Source organism: Olsenella sp. kh2p3 (genome assembly GCA_900119625.1).
In the GTDB taxonomy this organism is placed as follows: domain Bacteria; phylum Actinomycetota; class Coriobacteriia; order Coriobacteriales; family Atopobiaceae; genus Tractidigestivibacter.
In genome coordinates this window covers 314,359-335,322 of sequence record FPKD01000002.1, presented here as the reverse complement: position 1 = coordinate 335,322, position 20,964 = coordinate 314,359, and the positions used below count along the sequence as shown (strand labels likewise).

Sequence of the window (20,964 nt, the reverse complement as noted above, 5' to 3'; positions counted from 1 at the left end):
CGTCCGGCGCGTGGCCACCTCTTCATGCGCTGTTGAGAATAATTTCGACACTTTGGGGCCCGCTCGCCGCAGATTTCGTCCGAAATCTTCTCAACAGCAACTGCGTCGGTGACAGCGCCGGCAACGCCATGCCCCGATTGTTAAGCGAAGGATGCATGGCAGCTGAAAGTGTTGAACGTGGGGCAAGTCGCGGCTATTCTGTACACCTGTACTCCATCGTACTAAAGCGCCGCACGTTATTTTGCACGTCATTCACCGCAGATGGGAGCAACCATGTTCAACGCCACGCTCAACCGCCGCCAGTTCATCACCGCCGCCCTGGGAATCACGGGTGCTCTTGGCCTCGCCGCTTGCGGTTCCTCCACAACCGCCAGCAGTTCCAGCATAACTTCCAGCTCGGCCGATGCGTCCTCGACCTCCACCACCTCCTTCGACGGCAACTTTGTCTTGGGCTTCGACCAGGACTTCCCGCCCTACGGCTATGTGGGCAACGACGGTTCCTACACCGGCTTTGACATCGACCTTGCCCAAGCTGTCTGCGACCGCGAGGGTTGGACGCTCGTGCCCACGCCCATCTCGTGGGACGCCAAGGACACGCTGCTCAACTCTGGCCAGATCACCTGCATCTGGAACGGCTTCACCATTGAGGGCCGCGAAGACGGCTACGCCTTCACCGACCCCTACATGGAGAACCGTCAGGTTGTTGTTGTGCCCGCTTCCTCCGACGTGCAGCAGCTCTCGGACCTTGCTGGTAAGAACGTCATTACCCAGGCGGACTCCGCGGCGCTCGACGTACTCTCGGAGGGTGGCTCGCAGGAGGAGCTTGGCAAGAGCTTTGGCAACCTCCAAACCATCGACAACTACAACACGGCCTTCATGATGCTCGAGAGCGGCCAGGTGGATGCCATCGCCATCGACTATCCCGTGGCCGTCTTCAACATTGGTGACAAGACCTCCGAGTTCCGCATCCTCGACGAGAACCTCAACTCCGAGCACTTTGGCGTTGGCTTCGCGAATACGGACGACGGCGCCCAGCTCGCCAAGACCGTCGAGGCGGACCTCCAGGTGCTCGACTCCGAGGGCACTGTCAAGGAGCTCTGCGAGAAGTACGCTGACCAGGGCGTCTCCTACGACCTCTGGTGCCTGCCCAAGGCGTAGGCGCAACTGCGCAATCACGACAACAACAGCGCACGCAACGGTGCGACAAGGGAGCTGGTAAGGTGGACTTTGGAACGATGATGGGGATGCTCCTCTCGGGGTATCGCATATCGATGATCATTTTTGCGGTGACGCTCGTGGGGTCTATCCCCCTGGGCATGCTGGTGGCGCTGGGACGGCTCTCCAAGTTCAAGCCGCTCTCACTGCTCATGCAGCTCTTCATTTCGGTGCTGCGCGGCACGCCCCTGATGCTTCAGATGTTCGCCGTCTCCTTCATGCCGTATTACGTGTTTGGCCTCAAGACCGGGGCGAACTTCCCCATGATTGCGGTGCTCATCTCGTTTGTGATCAACTACGCGGCATACTTCGCCGAGATCTACCGCTCGGGCATCCAGTCCATCCCGCGTGGCCAGTACGAGGCCGCCGAGGTCCTTGGCTACTCCAGCCGCCAGACCTTCCAGCGCATCGTACTGCCGCAGGTGGTCAAGCGCGTGCTGCCCGCCATGGGCAACGAGGTGGTCACGCTCGTCAAGGACACCTCGCTGGCCTTCTCGCTGGGCGTTCTCGAGATGTTCACGCAGGCGCGCGCCATCGTCACGAGCCAGCGCACCATGGCTGCCTTCGCCGTGGCCGCGCTTATCTACTGGGTTACCTGCCTCATCATCGAGTACATCATAAGGCGCATCGAGAAGAAGCTGGACTACTACCATGACTAACGCCGAGAAGCACGACGCCCGCGCGTCTCGTCACCAGATTCCCGTGCCCGACGCCTCTGTCTCGCAGATTCTGGGCCTGCCCGCCGTCTACGTGAAGGGCGCGCGCAAGTCCTTCTCTGGTCGAGAGGTGCTCCACGACGTCTCGCTCTCCATCGCGCGAGGGGAGGTCGTCTCGGTCATTGGCCCCTCCGGCGCCGGCAAGTCCACGCTTCTGCGCTGCCTCACGCTGCTTGACACCTTTGATGCGGGCGAGCTCTACTACGGCAGCCTCCGCGTGACCGAGCAGGACGAGAACGGCAGGGCCAGCTACTCCAAGGAGGCAAGCGCCAAGGCCCGCATGCAGTTTGGCATCGTGTTCCAGAACTACAACCTCTTCCCACACTTCACCGTCATGCGCAACGTCTGCGACGCCCCCATAGCGGTGCAGGGGAGAGACCCCGACAAGGTCAAGGCAGAGGCCAAGCAGATCCTTGAGCGCTTGGGTCTTGCGGAGCATGCCGAGAAGGTTCCCAACCAGCTCTCAGGCGGCCAGCAGCAGCGCGTGGCCATCGCGCGTGCGCTTGCCATGCACCCCAAGGTGCTCTATTTCGACGAGGCAACCTCGGCGCTTGACCCCAGGCTCACGGCAGACATGCGGCGCATCATCCGCGAACTAGCCGCTGACGGCATGGCCATCGGCATCGTGACCCACGAGATGGGATTCGCCCGTGACGTCTCTGACCGTGTGGCGTTTCTCCTCGACGGGCGGATTGTGGAGGAGGGTCCTGCCGATGAGGTCATGGACAACCCCACAGACGCCCGCGTGCGGGAGTTTCTGGCCACGGCCGAGGACTAGAAGTAGGTCTGGAATCTCTTTTTGAAGGTCCTGTGTCGAGGCAGTGGGTGTGTGACCTGGTGTTTTGCGAAATTGGTGCCATTCGAATGTGATTCTCGAAAAAGTTCTTCAAGAAAGTGCTTGCATCCGTCTGATTCTTTGTCATAATAAACGAGCGCTTCACGAGGTGGGCCAAATGGTGGGTGTAGCTCAGTTGGAAGAGCGACGGACCGTGGCTCCGTAGGTCGAGGGTTCGAACCCCTTCACCCACCCCATCTGAAAGCTGAATATGGGTCGTTAGCTCAGTTGGTAGAGCAGGGGACTCTTAATCCCAAGGTCGAGGGTTCGACCCCCTCACGACCCACCACGAATCCGCAGCCCAGGGCACTTGTCGCCCTGGGCTTTTTTCGTGGCGCAAATCGCCCAGCCAGCTTCTTCTCGCTTTCGATTGGCTCTTGCCCACACACTTTTGAAAGCCGTTCGTCACGGCCTCGTTTTGTACGTGGGAGCAAGGTTTCGATACGGTACACTTGGTGTTAAAATACGCCGGCGCAGGCGCTGCGTGGGGTTTGCGGGGTGAGAACGATTCCACCTCCCTCGTTGCCCAATTGCGGCATACTGTACCTTGCCGAGGTAAACCGCTGGAAGGAGCTTGCGTTGATTTACACCATGACCCTGAACCCCGCGCTCGACTACGTGATGCACCCCCTCACGCTGGATATGGGCTACACCAACCGCTCCTCAAGCGAGGAGCTCTACTGCGGTGGCAACGGCATTAACATCTCCACGCTTCTCAACGAGCTCGACGTAGTCAATGTGGCCATGGGCATCGTCGCGGGCTTCACTGGCGAGTACCTCATCAACGAGCTTCAGGATGCTGGTATCGCTAGCAACTTTGTGAAGCTGGATCGCGGCTACACGCGCATCAACGTCAAGCTCAACGGCATCGTCATGACCATGGTCAACGGCATGGGTCCCAAGATTCCGCAGAAGAAGGTCGACGAGCTTCTCGGCCGCATGGACGTCCTGCAGTCCGGTGACACCCTCGTCCTTACGGGCTCCATCCCCAACTCCCTGCCCGAGGACATGTACAACCAGATCATGGCCCGCCTTGCCGGCCGTGGCATCCAGTTTGTGGTCGATGCCCCCGGCCAGCTCCTCATGGAGTCCATCAAGGCGCATCCCTTCCTCATCAAGCCCAACAACCACGAGGTCGGCCGCATCTTCAAGGCTGATCCCATGCCCGAGACGCCCGAGGACTGCCTCCCGTACGCCAAGAAGCTCCAGGAGGGCGGCGCCCGCAACGTCATTGTCTCCTGCGGCGGCAACGGCTCGCTCCTTCTCGACGAGTACGGCACCGAGCACATGGTGCCCACGGCACGCGTGCGCCTTGTGAATGCAACGGGCGCCGGCGACTCCATGGTTGCTGGCTTCCTCGCCAAGGTCACTCGCGGCATGGATTACGAGAACGCTCTCATCTACGCTTCCGCCTGCGGTACGGCAACCGCTGCCAGCAAGGGCATCGCCAAGCGCTCGACCATCGACCGCGTGGTTACTGCCCTCTACAAGAAGATGGGTCGCGAGATGCCGGCAAGTATCGCGGACGATATCAAAAACGAAAAGGCACGCGCTGAGGCTCAGGCTCTTGCCGCCGAGGGAAACGATGGGGAGAAGCAGTCCCCCGAGGGCGAGTAACGCGTTAAACTGTGTTTGGCTCTTTAGCGCCCCACCCGGGGCGCTTGGCATTCTGGGAGGTGGCCGCACAGCGGCCGGTTATGAGGGGGATTGCAATGTATGAGGGAGTAAACGCATCTGATGGCATCGGCATTGGCGTGGCCCGCGTAGCAGTCGAGCCGGACCTCTCGTTTACGCCGCATGCGCCGGAGGACCCGGAGGCAGAGAAGGCGCGTTACGCCGCTGCCGTCGAGAAGTTCGTCGAGCAGACCAACGCCCAGATCGAGCGCATGAAGCAGACGGTGGGCGAGGATGCGGCCGCCATTATGGGTGCCCACATCGAGTTTGCCGAGGACGAGGGCATCCGTGAGATGGTCACGGGCTCCATCGACTCCGGCATGTGCGCCGAGCAGGCCGTGAGCGAGGCCTATGGCACCTTCTACACCATGTACGCCAACATGGACGACGAGCTCTTCCGCGAGCGCGCCGCCGACGTGGCAGACGTTAAGACCGGCCTTCTCGCCGATCTTCTGGGCAAGGAGGTCGTTGACCTCTCCACCCTGCCCGAGAACTCCATCGTCGTGGTGCACGAGCTCACGCCGTCCATGACCGCCGACATCGACAAGGAGAACGTCGCAGGCATCGTCACCGAGACCGGTGGCCGCACGTCCCACTCCGCCATCATCGCCCGTGCACTCGAGATCCCCGCGGTTCTCTCTGTTGCGGACGCCACGGGTAACATCAAGACCGGCGACATGGTTGTTGTCGACGGCACCAACGGCAAGGTCATCTCCCAGCCTTCCGACCACGACCTCGAGCACTATCGTGCCAAGGCCAAGGCGTTCGCCGAGGAGAAGGCCGCCCTTGAGGCCTATCGCGGCAAGGAGACCGTGACCGGTGACGGCGACAAGAAGCTGCTGGTTGCAAACATCGGCAACCCCGATGATGCCAACGCGGCTCTCGAGCACGACGCCGAGGGCGTTGGCCTCTTCCGTTCCGAGTTCCTGTTCATGGACGCCAAGGAGCTCCCCAGCGAGGACGAGCAGTTTGCCGCGTACCAGAAGGTCGCTCTCCGCATGAAGGACAAGCCGGTCATCATCCGTACGCTGGATGTGGGCGGCGACAAGGAGATCCCCTATCTGCACCTGCAGAAGGAGGAGAACCCCTTCATGGGCTTCCGCGCTGTGCGCTACTGCCTGAACAACCCCGACCAGTACAAGGTCCAGCTCACCGCCCTGCTGCGCGCCTCTGCCTTTGGTGACATCAAGATCATGCTGCCGCTCGTCACCACCATCGACGAGGTGCGCCAGGCCAAGGCCCTCATCGAGGAGTGCAAGCACGACCTCGACGAGCGCGGTGTTGCGTACAACAAGAACATCGAGGTTGGCACCATGATCGAGACGCCCGCCGCCTCGCTCATTGCCGACGACCTCGCCGCCGAGTGCGACTTCTTCTCCATTGGCACCAACGACCTTATCGGCTACACCATGTGCGCCGACCGCGGCAACGATCGTGTTGGCTACCTCTACCAGGTGTACCAGCCGGCGGTTCTGCGCTCGCTCAAGCGCATCATCGGCGAGGGCAACAAGGCTGGCATCATGGTTGGTATGTGCGGTGAGGCTGCGGCAGACCCGCTGCTTATTCCCATTCTCATGTCCTTTGGCCTGGACGAGTACTCCGTCTCCGCTCCCTCCATCCTGCGCACGAGGAGGATCCTCTCCCTCTGGACCAAGGAGGAGGCCGACGCCCTGGCCGAGAAGGTCATGGCTCTCAAGACCGCAACCGAGGTCAAGGCCATGCTCCAGGCGGCCGCAAGGTAGGAGAGCGCAGCGCCTTAGCGAAAAAGCTAGAAACCAAGGGCCCCGGCACCATCGTCGGGGCCTTTTTATGAGACAGAGGGACTGTCCCTTTGTCCCATTGCGCTACGGCACGATGACGCGGAGCGCCTTGGGTATCACGTCTACCTCGAAGCGCGTTCCGCAGAGCTCCTCGCCGTCGACCTGGCAGGGAGGCTGCGTCTCGAAGTCCATGGTTGCATGGGTGAACTTAAGCAGGTTCACGCAGCTCGAGCCCGTGTGACGGCCAAACCTCGCAAAGCCGAGAAGCGAGAGCAGCCATGGGCGGCTAGGAATCTTGACGTTGTAGCACACGTCGAGAAGGCCGTCGGACGGATCGGCGTCGGGGCAGATAGCAAAGCCTCCGCCATAGGTGGGGCCAACCTGCACCGCAAAGATCACGGTTGGTAGCGTTACCTCGGGCCTCTCGTCAAAGCGCGCTCTGCAGGGCCAGCCATTGGAGCCCTCGGAGAAGATGCGGATGCCAGACGTAATGAAGAGCCCCTCGCCGTGCTGGGATGTCGTTTCTTCTTGGCGGCGCCTCACAGTGTCGAGCGCGATTGCCGCGTCCATGCCAAACGAGAGCGTCTCCATGAAGTGCACGCCATTTACGCGGCCAACCTCTAGCGGCGTGACGTGGCCACGGACAAGCTGAGCCAAGGCATGAGATGGATTGTTGATTGCCATCCCCAGGGTCCGTGCGTAGTCGTTGCCGGACCCCATGGGAACGATGCCCAGCTGAGGCCGGTCGTTCTCGTCGCGATCCATGAGGCCGTTCACTACCTCGTGGATGACGCCATCGCCACCAAGGGCGATGACAGAGTCGAAGTCCCGGGCCTCGCGAGCGAGGTCCTGCGCGTCGCCCGCCGCCTTGGTGAGGATGACCTTGTGCGCAGTGGTTGCGCCGCGATAGGAGTCGAGGAACCGCTGCACAAATGCGGCGCCCTCTGCGCCCTCGCCTCGGTTGGCGGCGGGGTTTGCTATGACAAGCGTGCGGCCGAGCGGAGACGTGCCCATCCAATACCTCCCAAATCGCGTTGCTGCATCATTGTACGGTATGAGATGCGGAGTCTGGATGAGGAGGTCGATTGCGATGGACGTCTACGCCAGGATGTCCTCTGGTTGATTCCGCAGCTTGCTGAACCACAGGTTGTTACTCTCTATGTAGAATGCTGTCCATGAAGAATTCTGGGAACATAACGATACCGGCTAACTGCGATGTATGGCCGCATGAGCTAAGGACGGCTCGTGCTCTCGCTGCAGATGGACGCTCGGTTACGTTCGTACGGCGAATAGGCGGCAATCGGGTGCGAACTCCGGACATCCAGATGGATGGGGTTCTCTGGGAGATGAAATGTCCCGAGACGGGAAATGTTCGGTCGCTCCAGAGAGTGCTGAGACGTGCTGCCACTCAATCACCAAACGTAATTATCGATTCCAGTCGCATGCGCGGTGCAAGCGACGCAGATGTTGAACATGAGCTGCGGCGCCTTTTACCATTTGTTGGACGGGTACGAAGGCTGTTGTTTGTGAGCAAGTCACGTCAGATAATTGACTTGACTTCATAACTTTGGGTATAAAGAAGATGAAGGCCAATGCACGGTGCGGAAGCACCTCCCGCGGAGGCCTTTTTATTATATCTAAGCTCTTTTAGTAACGATTCCTATTACTATAGAAAGAAAAAATGCCCAGGGTTACGAATACCCTGGGCTGCAATTACATGGAGCGGCGGACGGGACTCGAACCCGCAACAATCAGCTTGGAAGGCTGACGCTCTACCAATTGAACTACCGCCGCAAAGCATGGGGAAGTATACAACAAGATGGGCGATGGTGGGAAGCGGGGCCAAAAGGCTTGCGTCACCTACAGCACTTCTCTATTCGTTGCATTTGCAACACACACGTCTTGCCGCGCGTGCCACAGTGGAGCCAGCAACATTGAGGCAGGAGGCCCTTCAATGACAGGTACTCAAGCAGACTTCGATAGCGTCTTTCAGGCAATTCGCGCAGACGAGCAGAACGGGGAGTTCACGCGGCAGGGGATTGACCCCCTCTACACGGCGTCTGCAACTTCTCGGTTGGTGATTATCGGCCAGGCTCCCGGCAGGGTTGCGCAGGAGACGCGCATCCCCTGGAACGACAAGAGCGGCGACCGTCTGCGCGACTGGCTTGGCATCGACCGCGCCACGTTCTACGACCCCTCCGTCGTCGCCCTTCTCCCCATGGACTTCTACTACCCCGGCAAGGGCAAGTCTGGCGACCTTCCGCCTCGTCGTGGGTTTGCGGAGAGGTGGCACCCCGTGCTTCTCGGCATGATGCCCCAGGTGCTGCTCACCGTGCTGGTGGGCTCCTACGCCACCCGCCGCTACCTCGAGCTCTCCTCGTCGGCAAGGCTCACCGACGTTGTCCGCAACTATGTCGACTATCTGCCGCGATTCTTCCCGCTTGTGCATCCCTCTCCTAGAAACCAGCTCTGGATGAGCCGGAACCCCTGGTTCGAGACGGACGTCCTGCCGCGCCTTCGTAGCGAGGTCGCATCGGCGCTGCGCGGATAGGGGAGAGGGCCCCGCTATCGCCTGGCTGTCACCACGGGAAGCGAGAAGTGACGGCGGTTTGCCGTGAGCTTGCCTTCTCGCTCAAGCTCGCCGATCACAGTGCAGAGCGCGCACCTGTCAACTCCCAGGTAGTCGGCAAGCTGCTGGCGCGTGAACGGAATGTCAAACTCGATCGACCCCGCAAGCTTCGATTGTGTTGAGAGGTATGCGAGCAGTTTGCCCTTGATTGACTTTGGGGCAGCGTCGCGAATCCTTCGGGTAAGGCGCACGTTCTTGCGCGCAACGGATGCCAGGAGGTTCTCGGCAACCCGCGCGTGGTAGGCGCAGGCCCTAGGACAGCTGTGCATGATGTGGGTCACGTCGACGAAGAGCACCCGCGTGGGAGTCTTTGTGGCAACCACATTGGTGAGCAGCGGCTCGTCCTGGAGGGCGGCAAACGCTTCTCCAAAAAGCTCGCCAGCCGAGAAGCTCCCCATCACGCTGGCGTTGCCCCAGACGTCCGCGCCCTCCACGCGCACGCTGCCCTCAAGGACGACGCCCACGCTTTTGACGGGGCTTCCCTCCACCCAGACCAAATCGCCCTTCTCGTACGTCTTGGGCCGTGCCGCAAGGCACCCCAGCATCTCGTTAACCTCCTGAGGCGTCACGCCCCTAAAGAGGGACGTCTTGGACAGGAACTCGGCATCTACACCACGCATGTCGCACCGCCAAAAAAATCGAGGAATGTTGTGAACACAACTTAGCACATCTCCGGACGCGAGCAGACTAGTACACAACGAACCACCCAAAGAGAGAGGGAATTGATGGACGAGAAGATGTTCTGCTTCCAGTGCGAGCAAACCGCAAAGTGCACGGCGTGCACCGGGCGCGCCGGCGTCTGCGGCAAGCCGTTTGACGTTGCGCTTGCACAGGATGAGCTCACGGGTGCGCTCGTGGGTCTCGCCTGCACCTGCAAGCAGGCCGGCACTCGCAGCGAGCTTGCCGACAAGCTCATCGTTAGCGGGCTCTTCACCTGCATCACCAACGTCAACTTCTCCAAGGACACCGTCGACGCCATCACGGCGGACGTGCGTGCCGAGAAGGAGCGCATCGCTGCCGCCGCTGGAATCGAGGCTGCCCAGGACCTGCTCCTTGGCCACGTTTGGTCTGACAACGAGGACGTGCGCTCGCTGAAGTCGCTCATTCTCTTTGGGCTTCGTGGAGCGGCTGCCTACGCGTACCACGCCCGCATGCTCGGCTCCGTGAGTGACGAGGCCCAGCAGGCCTTTGTCGATTGCCTTGCCACCCTCGCCACCGAGAGCGACCTCAACAAGCTTCTCGCTGTCTCCATGCAGGTGGGCAAGCTCAGCCACGACGTGATGGGCCTCCTCGACGCAGCCAATACTGGCACCTACGGCATGCCCGAGCCCACCGAGGTCTCGCTCAAGATCGAGAAGGGCCCCTTCATCGTCATCTCCGGCCATGACCTCCACGACCTCAAGCTGCTCCTCGAGCAGACCGAGGGCACAGGCGTCAATGTCTACACGCATGGCGAGATGCTGCCCGCCAACGCCTATCCCGAGCTCAAGCGCTATCCGCAGCTCAAGGGCAACTTTGGCACCGCATGGCAGAATCAGCAGAAGGAGTTCGCCAACGTCCCCGCTGCCTTTGTGTTCACCACGAACTGCCTCATGCCTCCTCGCCCCAGCTACGCAGATCGCGTCTTCACGACTGAGGTTGTCTCCTATCCTGAGCTCGTGCACATCCCCGCGGCTGCCGATGGCTCGAAGGACTTCACCCCGGTCATCGAGAAGGCCAAGGAGCTTGGTGGCTACGACGAGGACGTGCAGCTCACGGGCATTAACGGCGGCACCAAGGTCGTGACTGGCTTTGCTCGCGCGGCGGTGCTCTCGGTTGCCGACAAGGTTGTCGACGCCGTCAAGGCTGGCAAGATCAAGCACTTCTTCCTCGTTGGCGGCTGCGACGGCGCCAAGCCCGGCCGTAACTACTACACCGAGCTCGTCAAGCAGGCTCCCAAGGACACGGTCATCCTCACCCTTGCGTGCGGCAAGTACCGCTTCAACGACCTTGACCTGGGCGACATTGACGGTATCCCCAGGCTTCTCGACATCGGCCAGTGCAACGACGCCTACAGCGCCGTCGAGATTGCCCTGGCTCTTGCGGACGCCTTTGACTGCGGTGTGAACGACCTGCCGCTCTCGATTGTGCTTTCCTGGTACGAGCAGAAGGCTGTTGCAGACCTGCTTGCCCTTCTCTACCTGGGCATCAAGGACATCAAGCTTGGGCCTACGCTTCCTGCTTTCGTGAGCCCCAACGTCCTTGACATTCTGGTGCGTGAGTTTGGCATTTCTCCCATCTCGACACCCGAGGAGGACCTCACCGCGCTTCTCGCATAGGGGGGAGTGAGCTGTTGCGGCGTTAGGCGAGAGGGGCCAGGCGGATTGTCGCCTGGCCCCTTTTTTCGTATCGAAGGCGCCTTTTGTGTTGCTGCGGCCTCGCCTAAACCTCACACGTGTTGTTTCTATTCTTATCTGTTGCGAGAAAATCCCTGTTAGTCTGCTGGCAAAATTAAATAAGAAACAACACGTGTGAGGTTTCGGGGAAGAGGCAATCTGTGCCTCCTTGTGGGCGACGACGGGAGGTTCAGCAACGGCCTGCGCTACCCGGGCGACCCCGAGGGCCCGGCGGCCGAGGTCTGGAACTGCCGCTGCACGCTGGTGGCCTCCGTGCCCGTCTACGACGCCTTCGAGGGCCGCAACACGAGCAAGCTGGAGACCAGCTACGAGGACTGGAAGGCGGGGCGCGACCCGAAGAGGCCCAAGCCCAGCGGCCGGAGCCTCAGAGAGTTCATGGACACGCCGGCCGCCGAGAGGGCAGCCAGACGGGCCGGGGTCAGCAAGGCGCAGTTGCGCAGCCGCATCGTGTCACAGCTCAACGCCGACGGCAGGACCGGCCGCGACTTCCCGTCGATGACCAGGGCAGAGCAGCAGGAGGCGCTAAGGCAAGCCGTAGAGCTTACAAGGAAGCAGGACAAGCCGCGCCGCAGAGTGAAGGTCGTCAACGACGCCCTGTACAACTCGCAGAAGAACTACGTCGAGAGACATGGCGGGAAGGTAATACGAGGAGACAAGGAGTGGGAGGACCATCTGGACAAGATGGGCGCTGGGGCCTCCGCAGTAGGAGACACCATCATCCTGAGGAACGATGCAACAACGTCAGAGGTTCTCGAGGAGGTCTTTCACTTCTGGCAGTCGCAGCGTGGCGACTACTCGGAGTTTGACGCGGAAACCATGCGCAACCTGCGGGAACGCGATGCTCAGATGTACCTCTTGGATTCTGAGGAGCAGTACAATATCCCCAAAGAGGAGAACGAGCAGACAAAGAAAGCGATTGACTATTACCTAGGCAAGCTAAGGGGGTCTGGGGTTGATGAGAAGACTGGATTGCATCGAAATCAACGGTAAGACGCTGATGGTGCTAGACCACGACCTCCCTAGCACCGGATGGCGCGAGCTTATCGTTGATGGCACCAAGTACGCGACCATTCCAGTGATGGACATGGGGGACAACAGCATAGCCATCGATGGCATCCATGACTTCACCGGCAAGGAGGTCACGTTCGCATGAGCGACTTCAAGACCATAGCCCGCATCCTGGGCGCCATCCGCTCCTGCGAGGGGCGTCCGTTCGACGTGGCGGCGGTGAGCCCGGAGGCCATGGGCGTCAGCGAGGAGCAGCGCGACGTGCTTGCGTGCAAGCTCCAGCGCGCCGGCAAGGTGGACGGCCTCATAACCACAGAGGACATCGACGGCGCGCCGCTGCGCGTGCTGTGGGCGCAGTTGTCGCCCGAGGTCACGCTGGACGGCCTGGAGTACATGGCCACCTGCGAGCCGCTAAGGAGCGCCGCGCGCGAGGTCGTTGGCGCGTCGGTGTCGGCGGCGGTCTCCGCCACGGCGGCCGCGCTCGGCTCGATGCTGTAGCCCAGCCCAAAACCCATGCATGGCTCAGGCCCCCGCCACCACGGCGGGGCCTCTTCCTTGCCGCGTGACCGCGACGCGACCATGGCCGCGAGGTGATGCGGGATGGCGAACAACGTGGACGTGAGCGACCACACCCAGGAGTGGCTCTCGGCGCTCGCGCCGGCGCTCTCGCGCGGCCTGGAGCAGGTTGGCCTGGCCGCCGAGGGCCACGCGAAGGCCAAGTGCCCCGTGGACACCGGGCGCCTGCGCGACTCCATAACGCACGTGCAGCTGGACAACTGCGTCAAAGCGTCTGACAGGTAGTCGGTGTGTCTCTCGATAGGAAAAACAAAAATGGGGCGGGTTTTACCCCGCCCCACCTGCGATTATCTGGTCGGGGCGACTGGATTCGAACCAGCGACCCTCTGCTCCCAAAGCAGATGCGCTACCAAGCTGCGCTACGCCCCGAACGTTATGAAGTATAGGGTAGTTCTCGTCGCGCTTCAACGGGTCATCCTTCTCGGCGGGAACCGCTCGCTGTCCCTCCTTAATACCATTCGCCCGTATATGAACGGCGTTCGGTTACTGGCACATTTCTATCGTGTCTCTAGCAAGGCATAGATCGTTTTCAACTCGTTCCTAACTCTATGATGTTCTGCGATGTGCGCGTTTGGGGAAATCACCGCGCGTCTGGAAAGGGTCCAGAAGATCGAGGAACAGGAGACTTCATGACGTATTCCGAGAGGGTCATTGCACAGCTGGAGGAGCGCTACTCCGACCAGCCCGAGTTCATCCAGGCCGCCAAGGAGGTCCTCACCACGCTGCAGCCGGCGCTCGATGCTCATCCCGAGTATGAGCGCGCCGCGCTTCTCGAGCGTCTTGTCGAGCCCGAGCGCATCGTAATGTTCCGCGTGCCCTGGGTTGACGACGAGGGCAAGGTCCAGGTGAACCGCGGCTACCGCGTCGAGTTCAACTCTGCCATTGGCCCCTACAAGGGCGGCCTGCGCTTCCACCCGTCCGTAAACCTCTCGATCCTCAAGTTCCTGGGCTTCGAGCAGATCTTCAAGAACTCCCTTACCACGCTGCCCATGGGCGGCGGCAAGGGCGGCTCGGACTTCGACCCCAAGGGCAAGTCCGACCGCGAGGTCATGGCGTTCTGCCAGAGCTTCATGACCGAGCTCTGCCGCCACATTGGCCCCGACACTGACGTCCCCGCCGGTGACATTGGCGTTGGTGGCCGCGAGATTGGCTACATGTTTGGTCAGTACAAGCGCGTCCGCAACGAGTGGTCCAGCGTCCTCACGGGCAAGGGCATCCCGTATGGTGGTTCTCTCGCCCGTACCGAGGCCACGGGCTACGGCGCTGTCTACTTCCTCGAGAACATGGTCACCGAGAAGGGCGAGGAGCTTGCGGGCAAGACCATCTGCATCTCCGGCTCCGGCAACGTTGCCCAGTACGCAATCCAGAAGGCCGAGCAGCTTGGCGCCCACGTGGTGACTGCCTCCGACTCCAACGGCTACGTCTATGATCCCGAGGGAATCGACTTCGACCTTCTCTGCCAGATCAAGGTCGTTGAGCGTGGCCGCATCAAGGAGTACGCGGAGCGCAAGCCCGGCTCCGTCTATCACGATGGCGAGCGTCCCTGGGGCGAGAAGTGCGACATCGCGATGCCTTGCGCCACGCAGAACGAGCTTGACCTCGATGACGCCAAGAAGCTCGTGGCCAACGGCTGCGCGTACGTGGTCGAGGGTGCCAACATGCCCACCACCACCGACGCGACCACGTTCCTCATCGAGAACGGCGTGTACTTCGCTCCCGGCAAGGCGGCCAACGCCGGCGGCGTCGCTGTCTCTGGCCTCGAGATGAGCCAGAACCACGAGCACCTCTCCTGGTCCTTCGACGAGGTGGACGAGAAGCTCAAGGGAATCATGAACTCCATCTACAGCGCCGCCGCTTCCGCTGCGCGCGAGTACGGCCACGAGGGCAACCTCGTGTTTGGTGCCAACATCGCCGGCTTCCTCAAGGTCGCCGACGCCATGATGGCCCAGGGTGTGTGCTAGCCCGCTGATCTGCGTTTTTCGCGGCAAGTGATTGGTCTGGCCCTCCGGCGGCGTAACGCCTCCGGAGGGCCTTTATGTTTTCACCTTTAGAAGGGGCTCGCTCGCGATTCTTTTTTGATGCCGCGTCTCTTGGACGTTTAAGGTGCCCTAACCGTCCAAATTCCGCGGAACAATTTTATGCCGCCAAAGTTCGACGTTTAAGGGGGCTTAAACGTCCGGAATCAGCGCCTTGACGAGAAGGTCAGCGGCTCCGTTCCACGGCACCAAACAATATGTTTGGTATCCACACAAGTATTCATATCCATGTCAAACCATAGGGGATTGTTGCAGACTTGTTGAATTCGCTCAACGAAACATGCATGCCCCGTATACTTGCAACGACCTTTAACGAGCGGTACGAGATACCGAGAAGGCGTCCATAGCGCAGAATCCGGCCCAGCCTCTCGGGAGCACGCGCACGCTGCGCGCGGCTCCTTTTTTATGGCACGTCGGCGGCGCTGCACGCGGAAAGGACGGTGTTGCTGTGAACCTCTTGGTCGATGGTGGCAGGCATCGGGAGGCCCTCCTGGCGCTTGAGGACGGCACGGTCCTCAGGGGCCGAAGCGTTGGCGCGGAGGGTGAGACCTTCGGCGAGATCGTGTTCAACACGTCCATGGTGGGCTACCAGGAGATCGTGAGCGACCCGTCATATGCAGGTCAGATTGTCACCTTCACCTATCCCCAGCTGGGCAACTACGGCGTCAACGAGAAGGACATGCAGGCAGACGCACTGCATCTCAAGGGCTTTGTGTGCCATGACGCCTGCTACACGCCAAGCAACTGGCAGAGCGTTGTGAGATTGCCGGACTTCCTTGCGTCCCGTGGTGTCGTGGGCATCGAGGGCGTGGACACTCGTGCGGTCACCCTGGCCATTCGCGAGGGCGGGGCCATGCGCGCGGCAATCTCGACCACGGACCTCGACCCCAAGAGCCTCGTCCGCCGCGTCCGCGAGTCCCCGCACATTGAGGAGCACAACTACGTCGCCGACGTCTCCTGCAAGGAGCCGCACGTCGTGAGGCCCAAGGGCGAGGTGCACCACCGCGTGGTTGCCGTGGACTGCGGCGAGAAAGCCGGCATTGTGCGCCGCATGGCCGAGGTGGGCATCGAGGTCACGGTTGTCCCCTGGGACACGCCTGCTGAGAAGATTCTTGCCATGGAGCCCGACGGCGTCTTCTTCTCCAACGGCCCCGGCGACCCGGACACCGTGCCCACCGTGCCCGACACCGTGCGCGCCATTCTCGGCAAGCTCCCCGTCTTTGGCATCTGCCTGGGCAACCAGATGATTACTCTTGCCACGGGCGCCCGCGTGGAAAAGCTGCCCTACGGCCACCACGGCGGCAACGAGCCCGTGATGAACCTCATCACCGGCAAGGTGGAGATCACGGCCCAGAACCACAACTACGGCCCGGTCTTCTCGACCTTTGGTCCGCTCGTCCCCGAGCTCTCCGGCGGTCTCACCGAGCACCCAGAGAGCCTCCTAACCTGGAGCCGCATGCACATGGCCCCCGTCGCCATGAACGAGCGCTACGGCCGCATCCGGCTCACGCACGTGAACCTCAACGACGGCACGCCCGAGGGCATCCAGTTCCTCGACCTGCCGGCCTTCTCGATGCAGTACCACCCCGAGGCCAAGCCCGGCCCCAACGACTCGGCGTACATGTTCGAGTCCTTCTCGCGCCTCATGGACGGACGCGAGGACTACCTTGCCATCGACGTCCGCGAGGGGAGGCGCTTCTAGTTGCCAAAGCGCACCGACATCAAGAAGATCCTCATCATTGGCTCTGGTCCCATTGTCATTGGCCAGGCTTGCGAGTTTGACTACTCCGGCACCCAGGCGTGCAAGGCCCTGCGCGAGGAGGGCTACGAGGTCGTTCTCGTCAACTCCAACCCCGCGACCATCATGACCGACCCCGAGACGGCCGACCGCACCTACGTGGAGCCCATCACGGCGGCCTCGGTTGCCAAGGTCATCGCCAAGGAGCGCCCGGACGCGCTGCTCCCCAACATGGGCGGCCAAACGGGCCTCAACTGCGCCGTGGCGCTTGCCGAGCAGGGCGTGCTCGACAAGTACGGCGTGGAGGTCATTGGCTGCGACATCGAGTCAATCCAGACCGGCGAGGACCGCGAGCTCTTTGCCGAGGCCATGCGTGACATTGGCCTGGAGGTCGCCCGCTCCGAGACCGCGCACACGCTCGAGGAGTGCGAACGCGCGGCGGAAGACATTGGCTACCCTGTGGTGATCCGTCCCGCCTACACGCTGGGAGGCGCGGGCGGCGGCATGGCGTACACCCACGATGACCTGGTGCGTATTGCCCGCGAGGGCCTGGCGCTCTCTGCCAATTCCGAGGTTCTCATCGAGCAGAGCCTCGAAGGCTGGAAAGAGATTGAGATGGAGGTCATGCGCGACTCCGCTGGCAACGGCATCGTGGTGTGCTCCATCGAGAACCTCGATCCTATGGGCGTGCACACCGGCGATTCCATCACCGTGGCGCCCTGCCAGACGCTCAACGACTTCGAGATGCAGCGCCTGCGCGACTACTCGCTGGCCGTGCTCGAGCGCGTGGGCGTTGCCTGCGGTGGCTCCAACGTGCAGTTTGCCGTGAACCCCAACGACGGTCGCGTGATCGTCATCGAGATGAACCCGCGCGTGAGCCGCTCCTCGGCCCTGGCATCCAAGGCCACTGGCTTCCCCATTGCCAAGGAGGCGGCGCTTCTCGCCGTTGGCTACACGCTGGACGAGATTACCAACGACATCACGCAGGCCACACCGGCCTGCTTCGAGCCCTCGATCGACTACTGCGTGGTCAAGATCCCGCGTTTTGCCTTCGAGAAGTTCAAGGGCGCGGACTCCACCCTCACCACGCGCATGAAGGCCGTGGGCGAGGTCATGGCCATTGGCTCCACCTTCGAGGAAGCGCTCCAGAAGGCCATGCGCTCGCTCGAGCAGGGACACGCCGGCCTCGGTGCGGACGGCAACGACTCCTTCGACGAGGAGGCCTTCGAGGAGCGCGTGGCAACCCCCACCCCGCAGCGCATCCTCTACGTGGCCGAGGCGCTACGTCGCGGCTGGGGCGTGGAGCGCGTCTTTGAGCTCACGCATATCGACCGCTGGTTCCTTAACCGCATCGCAGACATTGTCACTGCCGAGCGCACGATCTCTGAGCTGGGGCTCATTGGCCTCGACCACGACCACATGCTCGCAGCCAAGGAGCTTGGCTTCTCTGACCGTCAGATTGCCCACCTCACGGGGACGAGCGAGGAGGTTGTGCGTGCCGTGCGCGAGGTCGTTGGCGTGCGCCCGCTCGTGAAGACCGTTGACACCTGCGCCGGCGAGTTTGCCGCCCGCACGAGCTACCACTACTTCACCTACGAGGACGGTGGCGCCACCGAGCGCACGGAGGCAGAGAAGCCCCGCGTGGTGATTCTCTCGGCCGGTCCCAACCGCATTGGCCAGGGCATCGAGTTTGACTACTGCTGCGTCCACGCCGCGTACGCGCTCGAGGCCAAGGGCTACGAGACGGTCATGGTCAACTGCAACCCCGAGACCGTTTCGACCGACTACGACACCTCCGACCGCCTCTACTTCGAGCCGCTCACCTTTGAGGACGTCATGAACGTCATCGAGGTCGAGAAGCCCGTGGGCGTTATCGTGACGCTGGGCGGCCAGACCCCCATTAACCTTGCCGGCAGGCTCAAGGCAGCGGGCGTCCCCATCATGGGAACCCAGCCCGAGGCCATCGACCTGGCCGAGGACCGCGACCGCTTTGCGAACCTTCTCGACCGCCTGGAGATTGCTTATCCGCCCTCCTCGACGGCAGAGACCATGGAGGACGCCACCGAGGTCGCGCGCCGCATTGGCTACCCGCTGCTCGTGCGCCCGAGCTACGTGCTGGGCGGTCGTGGCATGGCGATTGTCTACGACCATGACGACCTGCGCACCTACATGGCTGAGGCCACGCGCGTCTCGCCCGATCACCCGGTCTACCTGGATTCCTTCCTCGAGGACGCCATCGAGCTGGACGTTGACGCCCTCTGTGACGGCACGCAGTGCTATGTGGGCTCGGTCCTCGAGCACATCGAGGAGTGCGGCATCCACTCTGGTGACTCCGCGTGCTGCTGGCCGCCTTTCTCGCTCTCCGACACCATCGTGGAGCGCGTGCGCGAGATTACCCGCAAGCTTGCGCTTGCGGTGGACATCCACGGCCTTCTCAACATCCAGTTTGCGGTCAAGGACGAGCAGGTCCTGGTTATCGAGCTGAACCCGCGCGCCAGCCGCACGGTGCCTTTCTCGTCCAAGGCCACCGGCGTGCCCCTTGCGCGCTGCGCCGCACGCATCATGTCCGGTGAGACCATTGCCCAGCTGGGGCTTCCGCCCGAGGACCGCACACCTTCGCATTACGCCGTGAAGGAGGCCGTCATGCCCTGGAGCCGCTTCCCGGGTGCCGACGTCCACCTTGGGCCCGAGATGAAGTCCACCGGCGAGGTCATGGGACTCGACACGACGTTCCCCAAGGCTTACGCCAAGACGCGCGAGGCCATTGACTACGAGATTCCGATGTCGGGCAAGGTGTTTGTCTCGGTGTGCGACCGCGACAAGCGCTCCATCGCGCCCGTGGCGCTCTCGCTCACCAACCTGGGGTACGACCTTGTGGCCACGCGCGGCACGGCCAAGACGCTGCACGCCGCGGGCATTCCGTGCGAGGTCGTGCGGCCAATCAGCGAGGGCAGCCCCAACGTGCTCGACATGATGGCCGCGGGCGAGATTGCGTTCATCGTGAACACCCCACGCGGAGGGAGCTCCCGTGGCGACGGGGCCAAGATTCGCAGCGAGGCCGTGAACCGCGGCGTCGACATGGCCACGACCATGTCCGGCGCGACGGCGCTCATCCAGGCCATCGCCGCGCTGCGCAAGGGTCCCCTCGACGTCTACGCGCTGCAGGACCTGTAGGGTTTCTCGCGTAAGTGCGCTTCCGAGCCCTCCGGCGTCACCATGACGCCGGAGGGCTCTTTCATGTGGGGGTCGTCCTGATGGAATGCGCCCTTCGGCGTCGGGGCGACGCCGGGGGTGAGGTTTCGTACGCTTGCTGCCAAGATGCGCCCTCCGGCGCCAATACGACGCCCGAAGCGAGGTTTCATACGTACCTGCTGCGACAATGCACCCTCCGGCGCGGAATTGACGCCCGAAGCGAGGTTTCGTACGTGATTGCTGCGGTGTCCGACATCCCCCCGTTGCCTATACGACAATAAAATCCCAGGTTCATCTACTTGTACGACAGACAGTTGACGGCTTTTGCGAGAAGTTCTTCTCATTGAAGTGGGCGATGGGGCGTTTGTGAGCCAATAGCAGGAGGTCTTGGATGGCGGTCAAGAGAACGCATTGGCGCTATGCGCGATTTTTCCGCGTGCTCCTTCCGTCGCTCGGGGTGTTTGCGGCTACTGCGTTCGTCTCGATCTATCTCACCCTCGACTCGCTTGTGACGAACTTTGGGGGTGCTGCCAACAACCTTGGCCGCAACCTATCCACGCCTGTAGTTACGGCATTTACCCTTGAGGCCAAGTTTGCCCCATATCTTTGTCCGCTGGTGCTTGCGGGTCTTTGGCAAGGTCCTGCTGCTTTGGCACGTGGACGTTACCCATGGCTGCTCAAAGCCCACGGACTTTCGGCGTTGAGCTCTGCATTGCTGCTGTTTGCTTCCTGCCTCATCGATGCATTGAGCCTGTGGGCGTGGGCCAGCCTATTCTCGTCGCTTACCTCGGTATTGTTCCAGGCTTCTCTCAACCCATCCCTGCTACGAAGCGCGTTTGGCATTTCGCCTGGCCAGATTGGCTTGTGGTCCATCGCCACCATGCTGCCAAGCGTGTCGCAGGCACTGTCTATCGCCGGGCTGTGGGCCGCTGCTTGCGTAGTGCTCGGTAGCAGTGGGATGGCATACGCGGTCTCCTTGGTTGTGTACCTCGGGGGAAACTATCTCCTCCCGGCGATTGCAAACTTAAGCTTCATCTCGGATTGGCTAATTCCACAAATGGCGATGCCTGGAATCAGTGCCGCTTGGGAGTACGGCGTGGGACACCTGTGCGCTGGCCTTGCCTTTACTGCAGCGCTTGCGTGCGCCTCGATGTGCTTGCCCAGGCTCATTGTGGCAAGGGGGTGAAGC

At 61.8% G+C, this 20,964-nt stretch carries 18 protein-coding genes and 4 tRNA genes; 18 read left to right on the top strand and 4 right to left on the bottom strand.

Annotated features, from left to right (window positions below):
• Positions 1-273: 273 nt before the first annotated feature.
• From BT122_RS04900 to ptsP, 7 genes are all read left to right on the top strand, one after another.
• A complete protein-coding gene (locus BT122_RS04900; RefSeq protein WP_083432312.1) occupies positions 274-1,158 on the top strand; it encodes a transporter substrate-binding domain-containing protein in 885 nt (294 codons plus the stop codon).
• A gap of 62 nt (positions 1,159-1,220) precedes the next feature.
• Positions 1,221-1,874 carry an amino acid ABC transporter permease gene (locus BT122_RS04895; RefSeq protein WP_072354830.1) on the top strand — a complete coding sequence of 218 codons (654 nt, stop codon included), beginning with the start codon at positions 1,221-1,223 and terminating at the stop codon, positions 1,872-1,874.
• Complete coding sequence (locus tag BT122_RS04890) at positions 1,867-2,709, top strand: amino acid ABC transporter ATP-binding protein (protein WP_083432311.1); 843 nt, start codon at positions 1,867-1,869, stop codon at positions 2,707-2,709. The genes BT122_RS04895 and BT122_RS04890 overlap by 8 nt, the downstream gene beginning before the upstream one ends.
• A gap of 178 nt (positions 2,710-2,887) precedes the next feature.
• A tRNA-His gene (locus BT122_RS04885) sits at positions 2,888-2,963 on the top strand.
• A gap of 16 nt (positions 2,964-2,979) precedes the next feature.
• Positions 2,980-3,055 (top strand) — tRNA-Lys (locus BT122_RS04880).
• Between the two features lie 290 nt (positions 3,056-3,345).
• Positions 3,346-4,383, top strand: coding sequence for a 1-phosphofructokinase family hexose kinase (locus BT122_RS04875; RefSeq protein WP_059054684.1), 1,038 nt, complete (start codon positions 3,346-3,348; stop codon positions 4,381-4,383).
• A 95-nt stretch (positions 4,384-4,478) separates the two neighbouring features.
• Positions 4,479-6,182 carry a phosphoenolpyruvate--protein phosphotransferase gene (ptsP, locus tag BT122_RS04870; RefSeq protein WP_072354829.1) on the top strand — a complete coding sequence of 568 codons (1,704 nt, stop codon included), beginning with the start codon at positions 4,479-4,481 and terminating at the stop codon, positions 6,180-6,182.
• Positions 6,183-6,284: 102 nt separating this feature from the next.
• On the opposite strand, the gene BT122_RS04865 is transcribed toward ptsP, so the two are convergent.
• Positions 6,285-7,214, bottom strand: coding sequence for a diacylglycerol/lipid kinase family protein (locus BT122_RS04865; RefSeq protein ID WP_072354828.1), 930 nt, complete (start codon positions 7,212-7,214; stop codon positions 6,285-6,287).
• Between the two features lie 152 nt (positions 7,215-7,366).
• On the opposite strand from BT122_RS04865, the gene BT122_RS11255 reads away from it, so the two are divergent.
• The gene (locus tag BT122_RS11255; RefSeq protein WP_353612412.1) at positions 7,367-7,765 is read left to right on the top strand and encodes a CdiA C-terminal domain-containing protein; all 399 of its coding nucleotides are present in this window, start codon (positions 7,367-7,369) and stop codon (positions 7,763-7,765) included.
• 153 nt (positions 7,766-7,918) lie between these two features.
• Here the strand turns inward: BT122_RS11255 and BT122_RS04860 are convergent.
• Positions 7,919-7,994, bottom strand: a tRNA-Gly gene (locus tag BT122_RS04860).
• Positions 7,995-8,154: 160 nt separating this feature from the next.
• Here BT122_RS04860 and BT122_RS04855 point away from each other — a divergent pair.
• The gene (locus tag BT122_RS04855; protein WP_072354826.1) at positions 8,155-8,751 is read left to right on the top strand and encodes a uracil-DNA glycosylase family protein; all 597 of its coding nucleotides are present in this window, start codon (positions 8,155-8,157) and stop codon (positions 8,749-8,751) included.
• A gap of 14 nt (positions 8,752-8,765) precedes the next feature.
• Here the strand turns inward: BT122_RS04855 and BT122_RS04850 are convergent, their stop codons facing one another.
• On the bottom strand, positions 8,766-9,449 hold the full coding sequence (locus BT122_RS04850; protein ID WP_072354825.1) for a Crp/Fnr family transcriptional regulator: 684 nt from the start codon (positions 9,447-9,449) through the stop codon (positions 8,766-8,768).
• 105 nt (positions 9,450-9,554) lie between these two features.
• Here BT122_RS04850 and hcp point away from each other — a divergent pair, with 105 nt between their 5' ends.
• From hcp to BT122_RS04830, 5 genes are all read left to right on the top strand, one after another.
• Entirely contained in the window at positions 9,555-11,147 is a 1,593-nt protein-coding gene (gene hcp, locus BT122_RS04845; RefSeq protein WP_177242195.1) for a hydroxylamine reductase, read from the top strand.
• Between the two features lie 192 nt (positions 11,148-11,339).
• A complete protein-coding gene (locus BT122_RS04840; protein WP_177242194.1) occupies positions 11,340-12,215 on the top strand; it encodes a hypothetical protein in 876 nt (291 codons plus the stop codon).
• A complete protein-coding gene (locus BT122_RS10845) occupies positions 12,181-12,378 on the top strand; it encodes a hypothetical protein (RefSeq protein WP_143189976.1) in 198 nt (65 codons plus the stop codon). Before BT122_RS04840 ends, BT122_RS10845 begins: the two co-directional genes overlap by 35 nt.
• Positions 12,375-12,731, top strand: a complete 357-nt coding sequence (locus BT122_RS04835) for a YjcQ family protein (RefSeq protein ID WP_072354822.1) — start codon at positions 12,375-12,377, stop codon at positions 12,729-12,731. The genes BT122_RS10845 and BT122_RS04835 overlap by 4 nt, the downstream gene beginning before the upstream one ends.
• A 102-nt stretch (positions 12,732-12,833) precedes the next feature.
• Positions 12,834-13,034, top strand: coding sequence for an HK97 gp10 family phage protein (locus BT122_RS04830; RefSeq protein ID WP_072354821.1), 201 nt, complete (start codon positions 12,834-12,836; stop codon positions 13,032-13,034).
• Positions 13,035-13,101: 67 nt separating this feature from the next.
• On the opposite strand, the gene BT122_RS04825 is transcribed toward BT122_RS04830, so the two are convergent.
• Positions 13,102-13,178, bottom strand: a tRNA-Pro gene (locus tag BT122_RS04825).
• A gap of 260 nt (positions 13,179-13,438) precedes the next feature.
• On the opposite strand from BT122_RS04825, the gene gdhA reads away from it, so the two are divergent.
• From gdhA to BT122_RS04805, 4 genes are all read left to right on the top strand, one after another.
• A complete protein-coding gene (gdhA, locus tag BT122_RS04820) occupies positions 13,439-14,770 on the top strand; it encodes an NADP-specific glutamate dehydrogenase (RefSeq protein ID WP_072354820.1) in 1,332 nt (443 codons plus the stop codon).
• 523 nt (positions 14,771-15,293) lie between these two features.
• Positions 15,294-16,547 (top strand): glutamine-hydrolyzing carbamoyl-phosphate synthase small subunit, encoded by a 1,254-nt coding sequence (gene carA / locus BT122_RS04815; RefSeq protein WP_072354819.1) that lies wholly within the window; start codon positions 15,294-15,296, stop codon positions 16,545-16,547.
• Entirely contained in the window at positions 16,548-19,757 is a 3,210-nt protein-coding gene (gene carB / locus BT122_RS04810) for a carbamoyl-phosphate synthase large subunit (protein WP_072354818.1), read from the top strand. It abuts the gene before it with no gap.
• Between the two features lie 409 nt (positions 19,758-20,166).
• Positions 20,167-20,961 carry a hypothetical protein gene (locus BT122_RS04805; protein WP_072354817.1) on the top strand — a complete coding sequence of 265 codons (795 nt, stop codon included), beginning with the start codon at positions 20,167-20,169 and terminating at the stop codon, positions 20,959-20,961.
• Positions 20,962-20,964: the final 3 nt, after the last annotated feature.